The organism is Hungatella sp. SB206 (genome assembly GCF_051132295.1).
Taxonomy (GTDB): Bacteria; Bacillota; Clostridia; order Lachnospirales; family Lachnospiraceae; genus Hungatella; species Hungatella effluvii.
The window spans coordinates 2,194,680-2,212,249 of sequence record NZ_CP096603.1; the positions used below are offsets into that span (position 1 = coordinate 2,194,680).

At 50.5% G+C, this 17,570-nt stretch carries 13 protein-coding genes; 12 read left to right on the forward strand and 1 reads right to left on the reverse strand.

The genetic code is table 11. The features are described 5' to 3' along the window. The first annotated feature begins 55 nt into the window (after positions 1-55). Genes rbfA through M1L66_RS09505 form a run of 5 tightly spaced genes read left to right on the forward strand, consistent with a single transcriptional unit; the run spans position 56 to position 4,351 of the window. On the forward strand, positions 56-418 hold the full coding sequence (gene rbfA, locus M1L66_RS09485; RefSeq protein ID WP_055657491.1) for a 30S ribosome-binding factor RbfA: 363 nt from the start codon (positions 56-58) through the stop codon (positions 416-418). A gap of 11 nt (positions 419-429) precedes the next feature. Continuing rightward, the gene (locus M1L66_RS09490; RefSeq protein ID WP_002600704.1) at positions 430-1,389 is read left to right on the forward strand and encodes a DHH family phosphoesterase; all 960 of its coding nucleotides are present in this window, start codon (positions 430-432) and stop codon (positions 1,387-1,389) included. 2 nt (positions 1,390-1,391) lie between these two features. Continuing rightward, entirely contained in the window at positions 1,392-2,297 is a 906-nt protein-coding gene (gene truB, locus M1L66_RS09495) for a tRNA pseudouridine(55) synthase TruB (protein WP_434692509.1), read from the forward strand. Then, positions 2,297-3,253 carry a bifunctional riboflavin kinase/FAD synthetase gene (locus M1L66_RS09500; RefSeq protein WP_187021924.1) on the forward strand — a complete coding sequence of 319 codons (957 nt, stop codon included), beginning with the start codon at positions 2,297-2,299 and terminating at the stop codon, positions 3,251-3,253. Before truB ends, M1L66_RS09500 begins: the two co-directional genes overlap by 1 nt. A 45-nt stretch (positions 3,254-3,298) precedes the next feature. Continuing rightward, positions 3,299-4,351 carry a C40 family peptidase gene (locus M1L66_RS09505; RefSeq protein WP_002600701.1) on the forward strand — a complete coding sequence of 351 codons (1,053 nt, stop codon included), beginning with the start codon at positions 3,299-3,301 and terminating at the stop codon, positions 4,349-4,351. 382 nt (positions 4,352-4,733) lie between these two features. Here M1L66_RS09505 and M1L66_RS09510 read toward each other — a convergent pair whose 3' ends face one another. Next, positions 4,734-6,374, reverse strand: a complete 1,641-nt coding sequence (locus tag M1L66_RS09510) for a CTP synthase (RefSeq protein ID WP_434692511.1) — start codon at positions 6,372-6,374, stop codon at positions 4,734-4,736. Between the two features lie 253 nt (positions 6,375-6,627). Between M1L66_RS09510 and ftsH the strand changes: the two genes are divergently transcribed. The 7 genes from ftsH to M1L66_RS09545 all read left to right on the forward strand — a co-directional run bounded on the left by ftsH (position 6,628) and on the right by M1L66_RS09545 (position 17,560). Next, positions 6,628-8,688: an ATP-dependent zinc metalloprotease FtsH gene (ftsH, locus tag M1L66_RS09515; protein ID WP_434692513.1), complete on the forward strand. Its 2,061-nt coding sequence runs from the start codon at positions 6,628-6,630 to the stop codon at positions 8,686-8,688. A 385-nt stretch (positions 8,689-9,073) separates the two neighbouring features. Beyond that, positions 9,074-10,747 (forward strand): sensor histidine kinase, encoded by a 1,674-nt coding sequence (locus M1L66_RS09520; RefSeq protein WP_434692515.1) that lies wholly within the window; start codon positions 9,074-9,076, stop codon positions 10,745-10,747. Between the two features lie 14 nt (positions 10,748-10,761). Beyond that, positions 10,762-12,339 carry a helix-turn-helix domain-containing protein gene (locus M1L66_RS09525; RefSeq protein WP_434692517.1) on the forward strand — a complete coding sequence of 526 codons (1,578 nt, stop codon included), beginning with the start codon at positions 10,762-10,764 and terminating at the stop codon, positions 12,337-12,339. Positions 12,340-12,542: 203 nt separating this feature from the next. Further along, positions 12,543-14,051: a sugar ABC transporter ATP-binding protein gene (locus tag M1L66_RS09530; protein ID WP_187021864.1), complete on the forward strand. Its 1,509-nt coding sequence runs from the start codon at positions 12,543-12,545 to the stop codon at positions 14,049-14,051. 13 nt (positions 14,052-14,064) lie between these two features. After that, entirely contained in the window at positions 14,065-15,069 is a 1,005-nt protein-coding gene (locus M1L66_RS09535; protein ID WP_187021863.1) for an ABC transporter permease, read from the forward strand. A 139-nt stretch (positions 15,070-15,208) separates the two neighbouring features. Next, on the forward strand, positions 15,209-16,519 hold the full coding sequence (locus M1L66_RS09540; protein WP_187021862.1) for an S-layer protein: 1,311 nt from the start codon (positions 15,209-15,211) through the stop codon (positions 16,517-16,519). 21 nt (positions 16,520-16,540) lie between these two features. Beyond that, entirely contained in the window at positions 16,541-17,560 is a 1,020-nt protein-coding gene (locus tag M1L66_RS09545; RefSeq protein ID WP_434692522.1) for an ABC transporter permease subunit, read from the forward strand. The last annotated feature ends 10 nt before the right edge of the window (positions 17,561-17,570 follow it).

Below are 17,570 nucleotides of genomic sequence, written 5' to 3' on the forward strand. Positions count from 1 at the left end.
AGTGAAAGCCGGGGAATCCTGCCGGAAGGCGGAGCGGCAAAACGAAAGGAAGAACATGCGTAAAAACAGTATAAAGAATACAAGAATCAATATGGAGGTTCAGAGAGAACTGAGCGAGATTATCCGCCTGGAGATCAAGGACCCGAGAATCCATCCCATGACGACGGTGGTTGCAGTCTCTGTGACTCCGGACTTAAAATTCTGCAAGGCATATATCAGTGTTTTAGGTGACGAGGAAGCCGGCAATGCAACCATCGAAGGACTGAAGAGTGCGGAGGGCTATATCCGCCGCGAGCTGGCCAGAAGAGTGAATTTACGGAATACTCCGGAGATCAAATTTATTCTGGACCAGTCCATCGAATATGGGGTAAATATGTCGAAACTGATTGACGAGGTAACGAAAGATATCAAAGAGTAGGAGGTGTTTCCATGAGCTTTTTTGATACTATGCTTGAGGATGTAGAGACGATGGCGATCATCGGCCATATCCGCCCGGACGGAGACTGTATCGGATCCTGTCTGGCAGCGTACAACTACCTGGAAGAACATTATCCTGATGTCCGAGTGACCGTCTTTTTAGAGGAACCATCCATAAAATTCGGTTATTTAAAGAATATTGGGCGTATCTGCAGCGATTTTTCAGTGGAGGCGGAGTTTGATCTCTGCCTCTGCCTGGACTGCAGCGACATGCTCCGCTTCGGTGAGGCGGTGCGGTACTTAAACAGCGCCAAAAAGAGTATCTGCGTGGACCACCACGTGACCAATACCGGGTTTGCGGGACAGAATATCGTAGAAGCGAAAGCCAGCTCCACCTGCGAGGTCCTCTTCGGCCTTCTGGAGGAAGAGAAGATAAGCAAAGCGGTGGCGGAATGCATTTACACCGGTATTATCCACGACACAGGGGTGTTTAAATACGACTGCACCTCTGCGAAGACCATGGAGATCGCGGGAAAGATGATGGCAAAGGGAATCGATTTCCCCCACATCATCGACAACAGCTTTTACCGGAAAACGTATATTCAGAACCAGATTCTGGGACGTGCGCTTCTGGAGAGCATTACCTTCCTGGATGGGCGCTGTATTTTCAGCGTGATTCATAAGAGGGACATGGATTTCTACGGCGTGACCAGCGCCGATATGGATGGAATCATCGACCAGCTGAGGATTACGGAGGGCGTGGAGTGTGCCATTTTCATGTACGAGACGGCCTGCCGCGAGTATAAAGTGAGCCTGCGTTCCACCAATGATCTGGATGTGAGTAAGATCGCCGTGTATTTCGGCGGCGGCGGCCACGTGAAGGCGGCGGGATGTACCATGGCCGGCAGTGTTCACGACGTCGTCAACAACTTATCCGCACGGATCTCAGTACAAATTAATGGAGATACTTAAAGATGGCAGACGGTATCATCAATGTATACAAAGAAAAAGGCTATACCTCTCATGACGTTGTTGCGAAAATGAGAGGTATTTTAAAACAGAAAAAAATTGGACATACCGGCACGCTGGACCCCATGGCGGAGGGCGTGCTTCCCGTGTGTCTCGGAAACGGCACGAAGCTCTGCGATCTGCTGGCAGACCGGACGAAGACTTACCGCGCCGTGCTTTTGCTGGGCCTCGAGACTGATACGCAGGATACGACTGGTGTGACGCTCGCCGAATATCCGGTGGCGGTGACGGAGGAAGAGGTGAGAGCGGCGGTCATAAGCTTTCTGGGCGATTACGACCAGGTGCCGCCCATGTATTCTGCGCTGAAGGTGGATGGGAAGAAGCTCTATGAGCTGGCCCGTGCCGGCAGGGAAGTGGAACGGAAGGCAAGACCGGTGATGATCCTGGATATCTGTGTGGAGGAGATCGCCCTGCCCCGAGTGACCATGACGGTGTCATGCACAAAGGGGACTTATATCCGGACGCTCTGCTACGATATCGGACGAAAGCTGGGATGCGGCGGCTGTATGGAATCGCTTTTGAGGACAAGAGTCGGCCAGTTTGAACTGAAGGACAGCCTGACGCTCTCCGAGATTGAAAAGCAGAGGGATGACGGCGGACTTGCGGATCATATTCTTGCCGTTGACGCCGTATTTTTAGAGTATCCGGCTCTTACGATGAAGGAAGAGTTTGATAAGCTGGTCCATAACGGCAATCCGTTCTACCGCAATCAGGCGGAGGGAGACTCCCCAGCGCAGGACAGCCCGGTCAGGGTCTACGACAGCCAGGGACGGTTTATCGGGATATACGCCCTGGACCGGGAGAAGAACGTACTGAAGCCTCAGAAGGTTTTTCTGGGAGGAAACAAATGATGGAATATATAACCGAAACAACAGATTTTCAGATTGAGGAGCCTGCGGTCGTGACCATCGGCAAGTTTGACGGACGCCACAGGGGCCATCAGAAGCTGCTGAAGCAGATGCTGGAGGTGAAGGCGGAGCGCGGCCTTAAGACGGCTGTATTTACCTTTGATATGACGCCGGGAAGCCTGGTAGAGGGAAAGAAACAGACGGTTATCACTACCAATCTGGAGAGAAGGAATAATCTGGAAAGAATCGGCATAGACTATTTAGTGGAGTATCCGTTTACGAAGGAGACGGCACGTATGGCGCCGGAGGACTTCGTGCGGGATATCCTGGTTTCGCGCATGCACGCCAGGGTGATCGTCGTCGGAACGGACTGCTCCTTTGGCTATAAGGGGGCCGGCAATGCGGACCGCCTCGAAGAATGGAAGGCGAAATACGGGTACGAGCTCATCGTCATCCACAAGGAACAGGATGACAACCGGGATATCAGCAGTACGTATGTGAGGGAAGAGCTGGATGCCGGAAATATCGAGAAGGCGAACGAGCTTCTCGGCGAGCCGTATGCCATCCACGGAACCGTGGTGCACGGAAATCATATCGGGGGAAGCGTCCTGGGATTTCCAACGGCCAACATTCTGCCGCCGCCTGAAAAACATCTGCCGACATTTGGCGTTTACGTGTCAAAGGTCTATGTAGAAGGTACTTATTACGGGGGAGTGACGAACATCGGAAGGAAGCCGACCGTAAGCGGGGAATCCCCTGTGGGAGCGGAGACATTTCTGTTTGGTATAGATGAGGATATTTATGGGAAGAATATAGAAGTACAGCTGCTTATCTTTATTCGCCCGGAGAAGAAATTTGACGGACTTGAGCAGCTGAAGGCGCAGATAGGAAGAGACAGGGATTACGCTCTGGCGTATTTAAAGAACCTGTCAGATCAGCAGATAACTCATTTATCATAACAGCTACAACAAATCTGAATAATAACTTGCGAAGGAATGTGCATAATGACTGACAAAGCATGGAAAATGCTGGGATTTTGCCTGGCCTGCGGCAGCGCCGTGGTCCTGGGCACAGCAGATGTACAGGCGGCGAAGCCGGAACCTTCCTTCACGTCCGGAAACTCCATAGCGGGATTCGGGACGGCCATGGACAAGCATTTGGAGTCTGTGGAGGAAACGGAGAGCCAGGCGGTATCCGCCGGTCTTACGCAAGAAAAAGTGGTGTTCGGAACCTTTCGTGATATTTTCAAAAACCTAGGCGTAGCCATGGTGGAGGATTCCCTGAACATCAGAAAAGAACCAAAGAATGACGCGGATATAGTAGGAAAAATGGACAGCCATGCCGGATGCAGCGTGCTGGGTATGGAACATGGCTGGTATAAGATAAAGTCGGGTCAGGTGACCGGCTACGTCTCGGGTAAGTATCTCGCCGTGGGACAGGCTGCCAGGGCATCGGCCTATTACGATATGAAACTCATGCTCCGCGTAAACACGGATACCCTCAGGGTCCGCAGCGCTCCGGATACGGATTCGGAGATTCTGGGCCGGATCCACGAGGGAGAGACGTATGATTTTCTCTCCAGAGCGGGAGGCGGCTGGATTAAGATCCGATACGGTGAAAAAGACGGCTACGCCTACGTGCCGGGCAACGCGGTGGTGGCTTATACCATTCCGGAGGCGGAAAAAGTGGAGAATTCCCTTCGCCAGCAGGTAGTGAACTACGCCGTGCGTTTCGTCGGCAATCCATACCGGTGGGGCGGAACAAACCCGAATACGGGAGCCGACTGCTCCGGTTTCGTGCAGTATGTCATGGAACACGCCGCCGGCATTCATCTGGACAGAACCTCCAGGGAACAGTCCGCGGAGGGACTGGCGGTTTCTTCCACGGCCATGCAGCCGGGAGATTTACTGTTTTATGCCAGCGGAAGCACGATCGATCATGTCGCCATGTATATCGGAGGCGGAAAGATCGTCCATGCGGCCAACCGGAGAAGCGGCATCAAGATTTCAACCTGGAATTACCGGAAGCCGGTGACAATACGGAGAGTGATTCCATAGGCTTTAGTACCCCATGGATGAGATCGGGCCGATAAGGAGAACGCCTCCATGAATGCGGCAGAATACGGACAGGAGAAAGCTGTTTGCCAGCTTTTTTCTGTCCGTTCTTTTAGTTCAGAGGAACGCGGTTAAACGCGCTGCTCTCCTTCGGACTCCGTATTTAAATGATGTAATGCCTGAAGTACAAGCTCCTCTGTCCAGCCGGAACACTTCCCCTGAAATGGACAGTCGGAGCAATTTTCACTCAGCATGCAGGCGGCGTATGCCCTTAAAAGTATAACTGCTTTTTCCGTAGTCACGATCGTGTCTGCCCCCATTTTCAATGATATTGATAGTATAACCAATATTCTTATTTTATGTGGGCGACAGGATAACTGGGGAATTATTTATCCTGATTTTTAAGCGCAGCCTCGATAAAGCCGGCAAACAGCGGATGCGGACGGTTTGGCCGCGATTTAAATTCCGGATGGGCCTGTGTGGCGACGAACCAGGGATGCTCCGGAAGCTCAATCATCTCGACAATCCGTCCATCCGGGGAAATGCCGGACAGTTTCATGCCGTTTTCGGTCAGGGCCTGGCGGTAGTCGTTGTTGACCTCATACCGGTGGCGGTGGCGCTCGTGAATCGTTTCCTGGCCGTATAGGGCGTAGGCTCTGGAGGTTTTGTCAAGCACACAGGGATAGGAGCCGAGACGCAGGGTTCCTCCGATGTCTTCAACGCCGTTCTGGTCCGGCATCAGATGGATGACCGGATGGCCGGTGTCAGGGTCTAACTCAGCCGTGTGGGCGTCGCTGTAGCCGACGACGTCGCGGGCGAATTCCACGATGGCCATCTGCATTCCGAGACAGAGACCGAGGAACGGGATCCCATGGGTGCGCGCCCAGCGGATGGCAGAGATTTTCCCTTCGATTCCCCTGCTTCCAAAGCCTCCAGGCACGAGGAGGCCGTTCACACCGTCAAAGATCTCGGCGGCATTACCATCGTTTACCTCCTCGGAGTCGACCCAGCGGATGGATACGCTGGCGTGGTTGGCCACACCGCCGTGTTTTAATGCTTCCACAACGGAGATATAGGCGTCATGTAAGGAGATGTATTTGCCGACCAGAGCCACCGTCACCTGCTTCTGCGGGTGTTTCCAGCTCTCGATCATGGAACTCCACTCGGATAAATCCGGTTCGGGACAAGGGATACGCAGACTCTCACAGGCCACCTCGGCCAGATGCTCCTGTTCCATTACCAGCGGGAGTTCGTAGAGTACCTCCACATCGAGATTCTGGAGCACGTGATTTTTCGGGACGTTGCAGAACTGGGCGATCTTGCCGCGGATTCCGTCGTCGAGGGGAAGTTCGGAGCGGCAGACGATGATGTCCGGCTGGATTCCCATACCCTGCAAATCCTTGACACTGGCCTGGGTGGGCTTTGTCTTTAATTCCTCGGACACTTTTAGATAGGGAACTAAGGTTACGTGGATCAGAATCGCATTTTCACGGCCGACATCGTGCTGGAACTGGCGGATTGCTTCCAAAAACGGCTGGCTCTCGATGTCTCCGACGGTGCCGCCGACCTCGATGATGGCAATCTCCATGTCATCGGATTGCAGGGAGTCAGAGATGCCGGACGCGGTCTGTTCTCCGCTGCGGTGAAAACGGCTTTTGATTTCATCGGTGATGTGGGGGATCACCTGAACCGTGCCTCCGCCGAAGTCTCCGCGGCGTTCCTTTGTCAGAACGGTCCAGTAGACCTTGCCGGTGGTGACATTGGAATTTTTCGTCAGATTTTCGTCGATAAATCGCTCATAGTGGCCTAAATCCAGATCCGTCTCCACGCCATCCTCGGTGACAAATACCTCACCGTGCTGGACCGGATTCATGGTGCCGGGGTCGATGTTGATGTAGGGATCGAATTTCTGCATGGTGACGTGATAGCCGCGCGCCTTTAACAGACGGCCAAGGGATGCTGCGGTGATGCCTTTGCCAAGACCGGACACGACGCCACCGGTGACAAATACGTATTTCACTGGCATAAAAATGGTACCTCCTTAAGGTTTTTTGGGGATGTGTCATTCAATAAAAACGATATTATACAACTAATTATTTCAGAAATCCACATTTTCATGAAAAAACTTTCGATTATTAAGTGTAAAATTTGTCTTAAAATACCATGGAATGAAAATCTCTTTATAAGGATTTTATAATTCTTTTCTTGATTTATGGAGAGACTGACACTATAATGATATAGAATGGGTATAGAATATCCGGATTGGAGAATTTACACATATGGATAACAACAACAATCAGAATAATAACAGTAAGATGCCAAAGAACGCACAGGTAATTATTGCATGGGTAGTTACCTTTTTAATTGCGGTGGCAGGGCTGTCCTATCTGCACAACGCACTCTCAGCGAGGACCACAGAAGAGCTCAGCTATGATACATTTATGAACATGGTGGATGAGAAGCAGGTAGAGGCCGTAAGCGTCGAGGACTCCAGAATTACAATCGAGCCGAAGAGCACCTGGGAAGGATACATGCCCGGGAAAACATATTATACCGTGCGAATGGATAATGATTTAACACTCGCGGAGAGACTTCGGACAGCCGGCGTGGATACGCACAGGATCCGTAAGGATGGCAACTTCATTATCCAGACCATTGTCAGCTATCTGCTGCTGTTTGGTCTGATGGGAATTCTACTTAACTTTATGATGCGCCGTGTCGGCGGAGGCGGCGGTATCATGGGCGTGGGCAAGAGCAACGCCAAGGTATACGTACAGAAAGAGACCGGAGTTACATTCCGCGATGTAGCCGGTGAAGACGAGGCGAAGGAGTCGCTGACGGAGATCGTAGATTTCCTTCACAATCCGGGTAAATACACGAAGATCGGCGCCAAGCTGCCGAAAGGAGCCCTGCTAGTGGGTCCTCCTGGTACAGGTAAGACCCTGCTTGCCAAGGCGGTAGCCGGAGAAGCGCATGTCCCATTCTATTCGCTGTCCGGTTCTGATTTCGTAGAGATGTTCGTGGGTGTCGGCGCCTCCCGTGTACGTGACTTATTCAAGCAGGCCCAGGAGTCTGCTCCCTGTATCATTTTCATCGATGAGGTGGATGCCATCGGTAAGAGCCGTGATTCCAGATTTGGCGGCGGCAATGACGAGCGTGAACAGACATTAAACCAGCTGTTGTCCGAGATGGACGGATTCGATTCCTCCAAGGGACTTCTGGTTCTGGCTGCGACAAACCGTCCGGAGATATTAGACCCGGCGCTGCTGCGTCCAGGCCGTTTCGACCGCCGGATCATCGTGGATAAGCCTGATTTAAAGGGCCGTGTGGATATCTTAAAGGTTCATTCCAGAGACGTATTGATGGATGAGAGCGTCGATCTCGACGCGATTGCGCTGGCGACTTCCGGCGCGGTTGGATCGGATCTTGCCAATATGATTAACGAGGCAGCCATTCTGGCGGTTAAGAGCGGCAGACAGGCCGTCGCCCAGAAAGACTTATTTGAAGCGGTTGAAGTCGTGCTTGTGGGTAAAGAGAAGAAAGACAGAATCATGAATAAGGAAGAGCGCCGCATCGTGTCTTACCACGAGGTTGGCCATGCTCTCGTAAGCGCCCTCCAGAAGGACGCGGAGCCGGTTCAGAAGATAACCATCGTTCCGAGAACCATGGGTGCCCTTGGCTATGTTATGCACGTGCCGGAGGAAGAAAAATATTTAAATACGAAGAAAGAACTTCACGCCATGCTGGTCGGGGCCCTGGCCGGACGAGCAGCGGAGGAGCTTGTGTTTGATACTGTGACCACGGGAGCAGCCAACGATATTGAGCAGGCGACCAGAATGGCCCGGGCCATGATTACTCAGTACGGTATGTCTGATAAGTTTGGTCTGATGGGCTTAGCGACTCAGGAAGACCAGTACTTAACCGGCCGTATGGTCATGAACTGCGGCGATGCCACGGCTGCCGAAGTCGACAACGAGGTCATGAAGATGCTGAAGGAAGCTTACGAGGAAGCCAAGGCTCTGTTGTCTGAGAACCGCGATGTGATGGATAAGATCGCAGAGTTCTTAATCGAGAAGGAGACCATCACCGGCAAGGAATTCATGAAGATATTCAGAGAGATGAAGGGAATACCGGAGCCGGAGGAGAAGGATAAGACCGAAGCCGATAAGATGGACGACGTGGTAAGCCATAAGGACACGTTCGACGATAAGAAGGAAGAAGCAGTCCTGAGCAGTCCCGCAGCGGAAGAGAATGCGCCAAAGGAACCGTCCCAGGAGACAACGGATACGGAAGAGAAATCCGAATCTGATGAGATGTTCCATATGGGAGTAAAGAGATAAGAATTGAAGAGATAAGAAGTGAGACATGTCCCCTGATTTCGTATGAAGTCAGGGGACTTCTTTATCAGAGGAATGTTTAAGATTCACATTTCTTTCACATTTAGGGCAAATATTTTTCACATTTATTGGTTATAGTAATACTCGTAAACGTTTTTAATAATATAAAACTTTTTTTCATACTCAAAGCCGGTAGGATCCCCCTCTTACCGGCTTCCTCCCTTTTATAGGGGATTTTTTTGATTGGAGATAGATTTTATCGGGGGCAAGTCTGCCTGGCAGCGCGGAATCAGAATCCGTTTACTTTTCTCATTGAAGAAGACCGGATGTTTGGCTATAATGTAAGATACCAGATTACAGTTGCTTTCTATTTAACACGGGGGGAAGTATGAAAGATAAAATTCTACTGAAACACAAGATTTTGATTTCTATATTCGGCGTCATTATTCTCTTTTCGCTGGTATTCGGAACCGGAATGAGGATGGCAATAAAGCAGATAGAGCAGCAGATTGCCAAATCGAACAATGCCAGCCTGCAGGTTTATTATAATACGCTCCAGAGCGAAATCGAGCGTTCAGAGGTATTTATCACAAATACGGTGTATCATAACGATGCATTTGATCAGTTTCTCGCTCTGCGGGGGGATCCGGGCTGCAGCCCGTTTGTGGGGGAGATTATGGACCGCTTTTCGGAGGAACTGAAGGACAACCAGGACGTTGCGGCGTATCTGCTGTACGATACCGATACAGACGTCAGAGGCAGCGTATTTAACTCGATTGTCGGTTATGGCTCTGTGAAGGAAGAAATAACAGATTCCTTGGGAACGTTTCTGGAAGAGGAGGAAGTGCCTCTGGGCTGGTTTATAAAAAGGATCGGAAGCCGGACATTTCTGTGTAGAGTCATGGAGCGGGACAACGCTTTTGTAGTGGGAATATACGATCTGCCTCAGGCCTCCAAGAATGCAAAACTCTTTTATTCCTATGAGGGCGAAATCGTATTTTTTAATAACCAGGAGGTCTTTTCTAACGAAGACTTCATTCAGAAGAATGGTATTTATCTGAATTATCTGGACGATTCGGACTACTATTTCTCCAACAGTAAGAACTATATGGTGGTGCAGAAGCAGCTGATCCATTTTAAGGTCGCGCTCATATCAGAATTCTATAACAGCAGTGTGGTGTTAAAATTTCTGTATATGAGCCCGTATCTGTATATTGCCCTGGGATTTGTGATGGTCTGGATTCTGATCGGGTATTTAAAGAGTATTCTGTTTCGTCCGATGGATTCTCTGGTACAGGCCATGCAGAAGATAGAAGAGGGCGATTTAAATGTGCGGGTGGAAGAACAGGGCGGCCGCGAATTCCAGAAGGTACAGCAGGCGTTTAACCATATGATCTCGGAGATCACCACACTGAAGATTAAGAGCTACGAGCAGCAGATTGCCAGGGAAAAGGCGCAGCTGTACGCGTTGAAGATGCAGATCCGGCCTCATTTTTTCCTGAACTGTCTCAAGAGCATTTTTGGACTGGCGCAGTCGGAAAAGATCGGGCAGATTCAGAAAGCCGTGGTGTATTTAGGCACTCATTTGCGGTATGTGTTCGATCAGCAGAGCGATCTGATCCCGTTGGAAAAAGAGATGCAGATGTGCGAGAACTATATTGAACTGCATCGGAGCATAGAAAGCGGCCGGGCGGAGATTCATATCAGCATGGATGAGGGCGTCAGGATGATGATGGTACCGCCGGTCAGCTGTCTGACTCTGATTGAAAATTGTATGAAACACGGTATGGCACAGGACGGAACACTGCAGATCAGGATCGATGCACGGTCCCTGGAGATGGATGGCCGGCACCTGGCGGATATTGTGATACGCGACAATGGACCCGGTTTTCCAGAGGAACTGCTCAGCGAACTGAACCACCATCTAGATGAGACTGCTGCCCTGACGGGGGTGGGGATTCGCAATGTCATCCAGAGATTCCGCCTGATTTACGGAGAAGATTTCGCTGTTCAGTTCTCCAACCAGGGCGGAGCGAAAATTAACCTGATGATACAGATATGAGGAGAGGGGAACGAATGATGAAACTGCTGATTGTCGATGACCAGCCTTCGGTCAGCGAGGGCCTTAAAAAAGGGATCACATGGGAGGAACTGCAGATTGACGAAGTATTTGCAGCCTATAATGCCCTGGAGGCGAGAGAAATCTTAAACAGCCGGCCCATTGATATTATGCTGTGCGATATCGAGATGCCGGTGGAAAACGGCTTACAGCTCCTGGCCTGGGTTAAGGAAAAGAAGATGAAAACCCTGTGTATCCTGTTGACGAGCCACGCGGAATTTGATTACGCAAGGGAGGGGATCCGCCTGGGAGCGTTTGATTATGTAGTGCAGCCGGCTCTGTATCCTACCATTGCGGCCACTGTGAAGAAGGCGGTGGAAGCGGTAAAACAGAAGCAGATGAACGAGAACGCCATCTATAAGGGAAAGGCGTTCACGCGCCAGCAGAAAAATATTACGTCCAATGCACTCCGCAATTACCTGTACGGAGACAGCAACTACCTGGACATTGAAAATCTGTCCGGCCTGGGTATTCTGCCTGACTTTACGGGACAGGGGCATGCGGTGCTGATTCAGATCGTGAAGTGGGTGGGAAAGAAAGAGGACTGGGACAATTACCTGCTGGAACAGAGCCTTCATAACATTCTCAATGAGATATTTCTGCCAAATGACCAGAAGGTGGCGTTATCCTGTATCGAGGAAAATGTATTTCTGCTGGTGATTCAGTCCACCTCGGATGAAGAAATTACCCAGGACAGCCTAAGCCGGCAGTTTATGTTTTTAAGCAGTGTATGCAGACAGTTTTTCCGGTGTCAGATCGCCTGCTATCTATCGGAGCTTAAGCCGCTCTCGGATTTGAGCGAAGTCTGGCGGCAGTTAAAAGAACGGAAAGAGAACAATGTATCACTGAAGCAGGGGGTATTTCCTGAATCCGGTAAGGAGGAGAAAAAGGAGTATGTATTCCGTCTGGTATCAGTCAAACAGTGGGAGACCCTGTATGAGGAGGGATATCCGCAGGCAGTCGAAGAGCAGGCGTTTCAGCTTTTGGATGACCTGGCGGACCGGGGGATTCTGGATAAGAAGACGCTGCTCTATTTTTACCAGGATTATATGCAGCTGATGTATACCGTATTTGGGAAACAGGGCGTAAACGTATGCGAGCTTTTTCAAACAGCAGAAGAACTGGAGCTCTACCGCAATGGGATGAAATCCGTAGATGCCATGAAACGCCTGCTTTCCTTTGTCACCTCCTGCTGTCATCCGGAGCAGGAGGTGGATGACGCCCAGGCGCTGGTGCAGACGGTGATGGCCTACGTGGCAGAAAATCTGGAGCAGGAGCTAAGGCGGGGAACCATCGCGGAACTGGTGCATTTAAATCCGGACTATTTAACCCGGACATTCAAGAAGGAAACGGGAATGACGCTGAAGGAGTACATAATTGAACAGAAGATTAAGGCGGCCCAGTCGCTTCTGCGTACCACCAGCCTTCCGGTCAGCTTCGTGGCGGCCAAGGTGGGATATTCCAACTTCAGCCATTTTTCCAAAGCATATAAGAAAGTGATGGGACACACGCCGCAGGAAGAGCGCGACAGGTGAAAAAGTCTGAAAAAGAACAACAGCCGAAGTTTTTTGCAAAACCGGCTGTTCTTTTTTTACGCAGAAGTCGTTTTTTGACTATAAACGGCCGTTAATTGTGCGGCAGAAGGGAATAAATTCCGATATAATGAGGACTATCAAAGATCCGGTGGGGTGCTCCGGGCAGGAGTGCTCATAGCGGGGGGGGGGAAGGAGAAGGAAATATGCACGAGAAAGGCGAAGTGCTGGTGGAAGTAAAGGACATGTGCAAAAACTTCGGAGTAACCGTGGCTTTAAATCATGTGGATATCACCATCAGACGCGGTGAGATTCGGGGGCTGATTGGGGAAAACGGCTCGGGAAAATCTACAGTTTCTTCCATTATCGCAGGCATTCAGCCGGCTACCAGCGGGGAAATGTTTTATAAAGGAAAGCCGTGGAAACCGTCTACCAGCCTGGAAGCGGTGAAACAGGGAATCGGCATGATAGTGCAGGAAGCAGGGACGATTGAGAACATTACCGTGGCAGAGAATATCTTTCTGGGAAATTATGAGGCGTTTAAGAACGGCATCTTCATGAACAAGGCGAAAATGAACGCGGAGGCGGCCAAAGCACTGGAGAAAATAGGGGTGACGACCATAAATCCGGCGCTGCCGACCAGAGTGTATGACATGCAGGACAGGAAGCTGATCGAGATTGCCGGGACCATGTACAATAATCCGGACCTGTTTGTGGTAGACGAGACGACCACGGCGCTGTCGCAGAGCGGAAGAACCATTCTTTATAATCTGATGCACCGGGCGGCAAACGAGAACCGGGCGGTCGTCTTCATCAGCCATGATCTGGAAGAGCTTATGGAACACTGCGATACGCTGACAATTCTGCGGGATGGCGTGATCATTGACAACATGGAGAAGAAGGATTTTGACAGCAATGACATCAAACACAAGATGGTGGGACGGGAAATCAAAGGAAACTACTACCGGGTAGACAAGGATGAATACAGCAGCGAAGTGGTGCTGAAGGCAGACTGTATCACCACCATGAATGCGCTGCTCTGTTTCGACTTAGAGCTTCATCAGGGAGAGATTCTGGGCATTGGAGGTCTGTCGGAATGTGGTATGCACGAACTTGGAAAGGCGCTTTACGGACTGGAAGAGGTGGTAGATGGACAGGTAGTTCTCACGAAGACAGGGACTGTGGTGAAAAACGCGCAGACGGCCTTTAAGAACAAGATGGGATACGTGTCAAAGAACAGAGATACGGAGTCCCTGGAACTTAACGCATCCATAGCAGCCAATATACAAAGCACGGGTCTCGATAAGAACCGGCTGTTCGGACCGTTTCTTTCCTTCCGGAAGGAAAGACGGTATGCGAAGCTCCAGGTTGATTCGCTGGCAATCAAGTGTGTCAATATGCTGCAGCCGGTGAAGGCGCTTTCCGGAGGAAACAAGCAGAAGGTGGTATTCGGAAAATGGATAGCGGATGAAGCGGATATCCTGATTCTGGACTGCCCCACCAGAGGCGTAGATATTGGAGTGAAGGCGGCCATGTATCAGTTGATTTACCAGATGAAGCAGAAAGGAAAATCCATTATCATGATCAGCGAGGAGATGCCGGAGCTGATCGGCATGTCAGACCGGCTGCTGGTTATCAGAGATGGAAAGGTCAACGGAGAATTTTATCGAAAAGACGGCTACGATCAGCACAAACTGATCGGGTGCATGATTTAGGGAGGTGGAAGAGATGGCTGAACTTGCTGTTCAAAAGGATGTTCCGAAGCTGAAGGCGGGGGACAGGATTTCAATAATTAAAAACAAACCTTCCTTTTCTCTGGTGTTTTCTGTTATCATCCTGGTGCTGATCGTCGCCTTATTCGGGGGCGTCACGAAGGGGGCCTTTTTTGGCAGAAACGTGTTGATAGGAATTTTTAATCAGGCACTCATCATCGGTACGATGGCCACCGCGGTGTCCTTTATCTATACGACGGGGAACCTGGATATTTCCGTGGGGAACTCCATGGCGCTGGCGGCTACCATCGGCGCGCTGATTTATAACAGGACGGGAAATATCGCCCTTATGGTGGTAACCGCTGTTGCCGTCGGCATTATTCTGATGGTATTTAATTGTACGCTCAGCGTGGTGTTTCAGATAAAAACGGTTACAGTAGCCATTGTGATGATCCAGCTGTACAGTGCGATTGTCAGCGAAATACTGGGACCGGATTCCCTGAAAGTAGATTACAGTGTCTGTAAAATGCTGGAAAATGCCGGATTCCGGTATGCAATGTTTCTGGGATATTTTATACTCTGTATTATCGTATACCATTTCACTCCGGTTGGAAGGCGGCTGCGTTTCGTAGGCGGAAATCCAAACTGTGCGGATCAGACGGGAATCAGCGCGAAGAGATCGACCTATGTCAGCTTCTTCATGGCGGGCATCGGAGTCGGTGTGGCCTCGATCTTTACGATCATCCGGACCGGATCAGTCAGTACGGAGGTGGGAAGCGGTATGGGCATGGATGTGATGCTGGCTACAGTCCTTGGAGGCATGTCTATCTTTGGCGGAGCAAGGTCCAACGCCTACGCGGGGCTGATGGGGGCGCTCACGGTATCGGCTTTAAATAAGGGACTTCTCATGACAGGCGTATCTTCGACAGCCATACAGGGAGTCCGGGGGATCGTATTTTTGCTTCTTGTATTTTTAAACTCTGAACGGCCGTCCACACTGCCGACCAGACAGCAGGTATAAAAAACAGTAAGGCTCGAAAGGACCGCGCCAACTGTTTTACATGTATCGCACGTAAGCGCCTAAAAAGACAGGCGCCAAGTGCTCGTAACGATAAAAAAACGCGAGTCCAGGATTCGCGAAATGGAGAAGGAGAAGAAAGATGAAAAAGAGATTAACAGCAGTATTACTTTGTGCGGCGATGGTGTTAGGGCTTACCGCATGTTCCGGGAAGGAAAGCTCCGTGGAGACGGCAGCACAGACAACGGCGCCTGCGACAGGAGCCTCTTTGGCAGAAGGCGGAGCAAAGACTCCTCAGGACTTCAAGAAGTTTAAGATCGGTGTATGTGAACCGCAGGCCATCGATGAGGTCGTGATCCGCCGCGATTATTATGAAAATTATCTGGCGTCGCGCTATAACGTGGAATTCGTATTTTCAGAGCAGTGTAAGGACACGGATGATGAGCTGACCTTTATCGAGGGCTGTGCAGACGCGGGCTGCGACGCCATCATTTCCTACCGTTCGGTGGACGCCAATCAGATGGCGCAGGTCTGTGAGGAGTACGGAATGCAGTATGTGATTAACACGGCGAGAATACCAGAGGTTGACGGTGCGTTTGAAGGCGGCTATGAGACCTTCCAGGGAAGCTTCGGCGCCGACAATGAGCATGTCGGACAACTCTTCCGGGACTGGCTCTCAAGCAATGCTTCTGACGATGGGAGCGAGGGCTTTATGATTACCTCTTCACTGGCATTTTCCGGGAATATTCAGCATCTCGAGACGGCGATTGCTGCATTGTCGGCTCTGCAGAGCAAATATAATCTGACCTTTGAAGATACGGTGGAAAACCTGGCAAAGACGTCTGCTCCGATCGAGGTTGCCAACGACAAGGGAATCAACATTTACATCTATCCGGGAAGCCCCAGCGGCATGGAAGGCTGGCTGGAAGGAGTCAGCGCGGCGCTTCAGACCGGCAAATACGGCGTATTGATCCATTCCGGACAAAGCTATGCGCAGACCGCGGTTGTAGTGGACGAGGTGGAAAAGAACTTTGACAAGGATATTAAGGTGGCTTCGATCGCGTCGATGTCTGAATCGCTGATCAATGCGTTTAACACACAGGATAAGTTCGGGAATTCTTCTCTGAATATGGCTGCTTTGAAATCCACCAGTCTCACAAGCAGCATGGGATTTATATCCGTCTATAATGCATTGACCGGCTATGCCGCTTTAAATGACAGCAGTGAAAATGAAAAGAGGACTTTAAGCTTCCGCATGTGGTCCCTTGACACGCTCGATCAGATCAATACTTGCGCCAATTGGGACGTAAAGGGCGGAGATAAATGGATCATGGATGAGAGCATGATTAATCAGTGTCTGGGCATCATGAATCCGGACCTGACTGCGGACGATGTACAGGCGGTTTATAATGGCATGACGTATGAGAGTACGCTGGAGCGCCTGGGTAAATAATGGGGATTGAAGGAGAGTAGGATGAAACAGAAGACTCTGGAATATCGGATAAAAAATATAATACAGCTGATCAGTCTTCCACTTATTGTGTTTGTTGTTATGAATGTGCTGGACTTAAGCATCGCCGGTACCAGGACGGTCAGTACAATCACGGATTTAAAGACACTGCTTCGGACGGGACTCACATGCTATTGCTTCGCCCTGGCCTTAAACTGCAATCTTCTGTCCGGCCGCATGGATTTATCAGCGGGAGCACAGATGTATATGGGGTGCGTATTCGGCGGTAATCTGGCGCTGCAGCTTCATTTGGGCGGAGTCGGGATCCTCGTGCTCAGTATGGCGGTGGGCGCTCTGTGCGGACTTCTGGTGGGACTGTTATTTGTAAATTTAAGAATTCTTCCCATGGTACTGGGAATCGGCATGACTCTGATTTTCGAATGCTTTTCCTTTGGCGCTTACAATCAGCAGGGTCTGATGATATACGGAAAATCGGGGGTATCCATACTGTCAAATGTAACCTTTATTCTGACGGTTGCTGCGGCACTGCTGATCATTATGACATTTCTGTTTCAGTACAGCAGCTTTGGCTATAAGAGACGGGCAATTCAGGGCGACCAGAAGCTGGCGTCGGATGCGGGAATCAATATCTTTGTGAACTGCGTCATCTGCTATACGCTGGCAGGCGCGCTGGTAGCCTGCGCCGGAGTTTTTGATACGGCGTACAAGGGGTCTCTGACACCGGTACTGGGTATGAGCAGCAATGGTAGTGTATTCAGCAATATGTTCCCGCTGTTCCTCGGCGTGTTCATCGGAACTTACGTCGGCACCCCAATTCTCGGCGTGCTGTCGGGGGCAGTCAGTGTAAGGCTGCTGATTCTGGGACTGTCGAAGCTTTCCATGGAAGGAAGCGTGCAGAATATCATTGTCTATTCCCTTTTTCTGATCTTCATGATTTACCGGATGAACGTGGATAAGTTCTCCTATGCGAAGAAGAAGCGGGAACGGATCAGGATGGCGCAGCAGACCAGACAGGCGGTTTAATAGGAGACTT

What these genes read in the sequence shown, in the direction of transcription:
- M1L66_RS09545 (WP_434692522.1), top strand. Translation starts at nt 16,541, where the DNA reads ATGAAACAGAAGACTCTGGAATATCGGATAAAAAATATAATACAGCTG.
- M1L66_RS09490 (WP_002600704.1), top strand. Translation starts at nt 430, where the DNA reads ATGAGCTTTTTTGATACTATGCTTGAGGATGTAGAGACGATGGCGATC.
- ftsH (WP_434692513.1), top strand. Translation starts at nt 6,628, where the DNA reads ATGGATAACAACAACAATCAGAATAATAACAGTAAGATGCCAAAGAAC.
- M1L66_RS09525 (WP_434692517.1), top strand. Translation starts at nt 10,762, where the DNA reads ATGATGAAACTGCTGATTGTCGATGACCAGCCTTCGGTCAGCGAGGGC.
- M1L66_RS09520 (WP_434692515.1), top strand. Translation starts at nt 9,074, where the DNA reads ATGAAAGATAAAATTCTACTGAAACACAAGATTTTGATTTCTATATTC.
- M1L66_RS09505 (WP_002600701.1), top strand. Translation starts at nt 3,299, where the DNA reads ATGACTGACAAAGCATGGAAAATGCTGGGATTTTGCCTGGCCTGCGGC.
- rbfA (WP_055657491.1), top strand. Translation starts at nt 56, where the DNA reads ATGCGTAAAAACAGTATAAAGAATACAAGAATCAATATGGAGGTTCAG.
- M1L66_RS09530 (WP_187021864.1), top strand. Translation starts at nt 12,543, where the DNA reads ATGCACGAGAAAGGCGAAGTGCTGGTGGAAGTAAAGGACATGTGCAAA.
- M1L66_RS09535 (WP_187021863.1), top strand. Translation starts at nt 14,065, where the DNA reads ATGGCTGAACTTGCTGTTCAAAAGGATGTTCCGAAGCTGAAGGCGGGG.
- truB (WP_434692509.1), top strand. Translation starts at nt 1,392, where the DNA reads ATGGCAGACGGTATCATCAATGTATACAAAGAAAAAGGCTATACCTCT.
- M1L66_RS09500 (WP_187021924.1), top strand. Translation starts at nt 2,297, where the DNA reads ATGGAATATATAACCGAAACAACAGATTTTCAGATTGAGGAGCCTGCG.
- M1L66_RS09510 (WP_434692511.1), bottom strand. Translation starts at nt 6,374, where the DNA reads ATGCCAGTGAAATACGTATTTGTCACCGGTGGCGTCGTGTCCGGTCTT.
- M1L66_RS09540 (WP_187021862.1), top strand. Translation starts at nt 15,209, where the DNA reads ATGAAAAAGAGATTAACAGCAGTATTACTTTGTGCGGCGATGGTGTTA.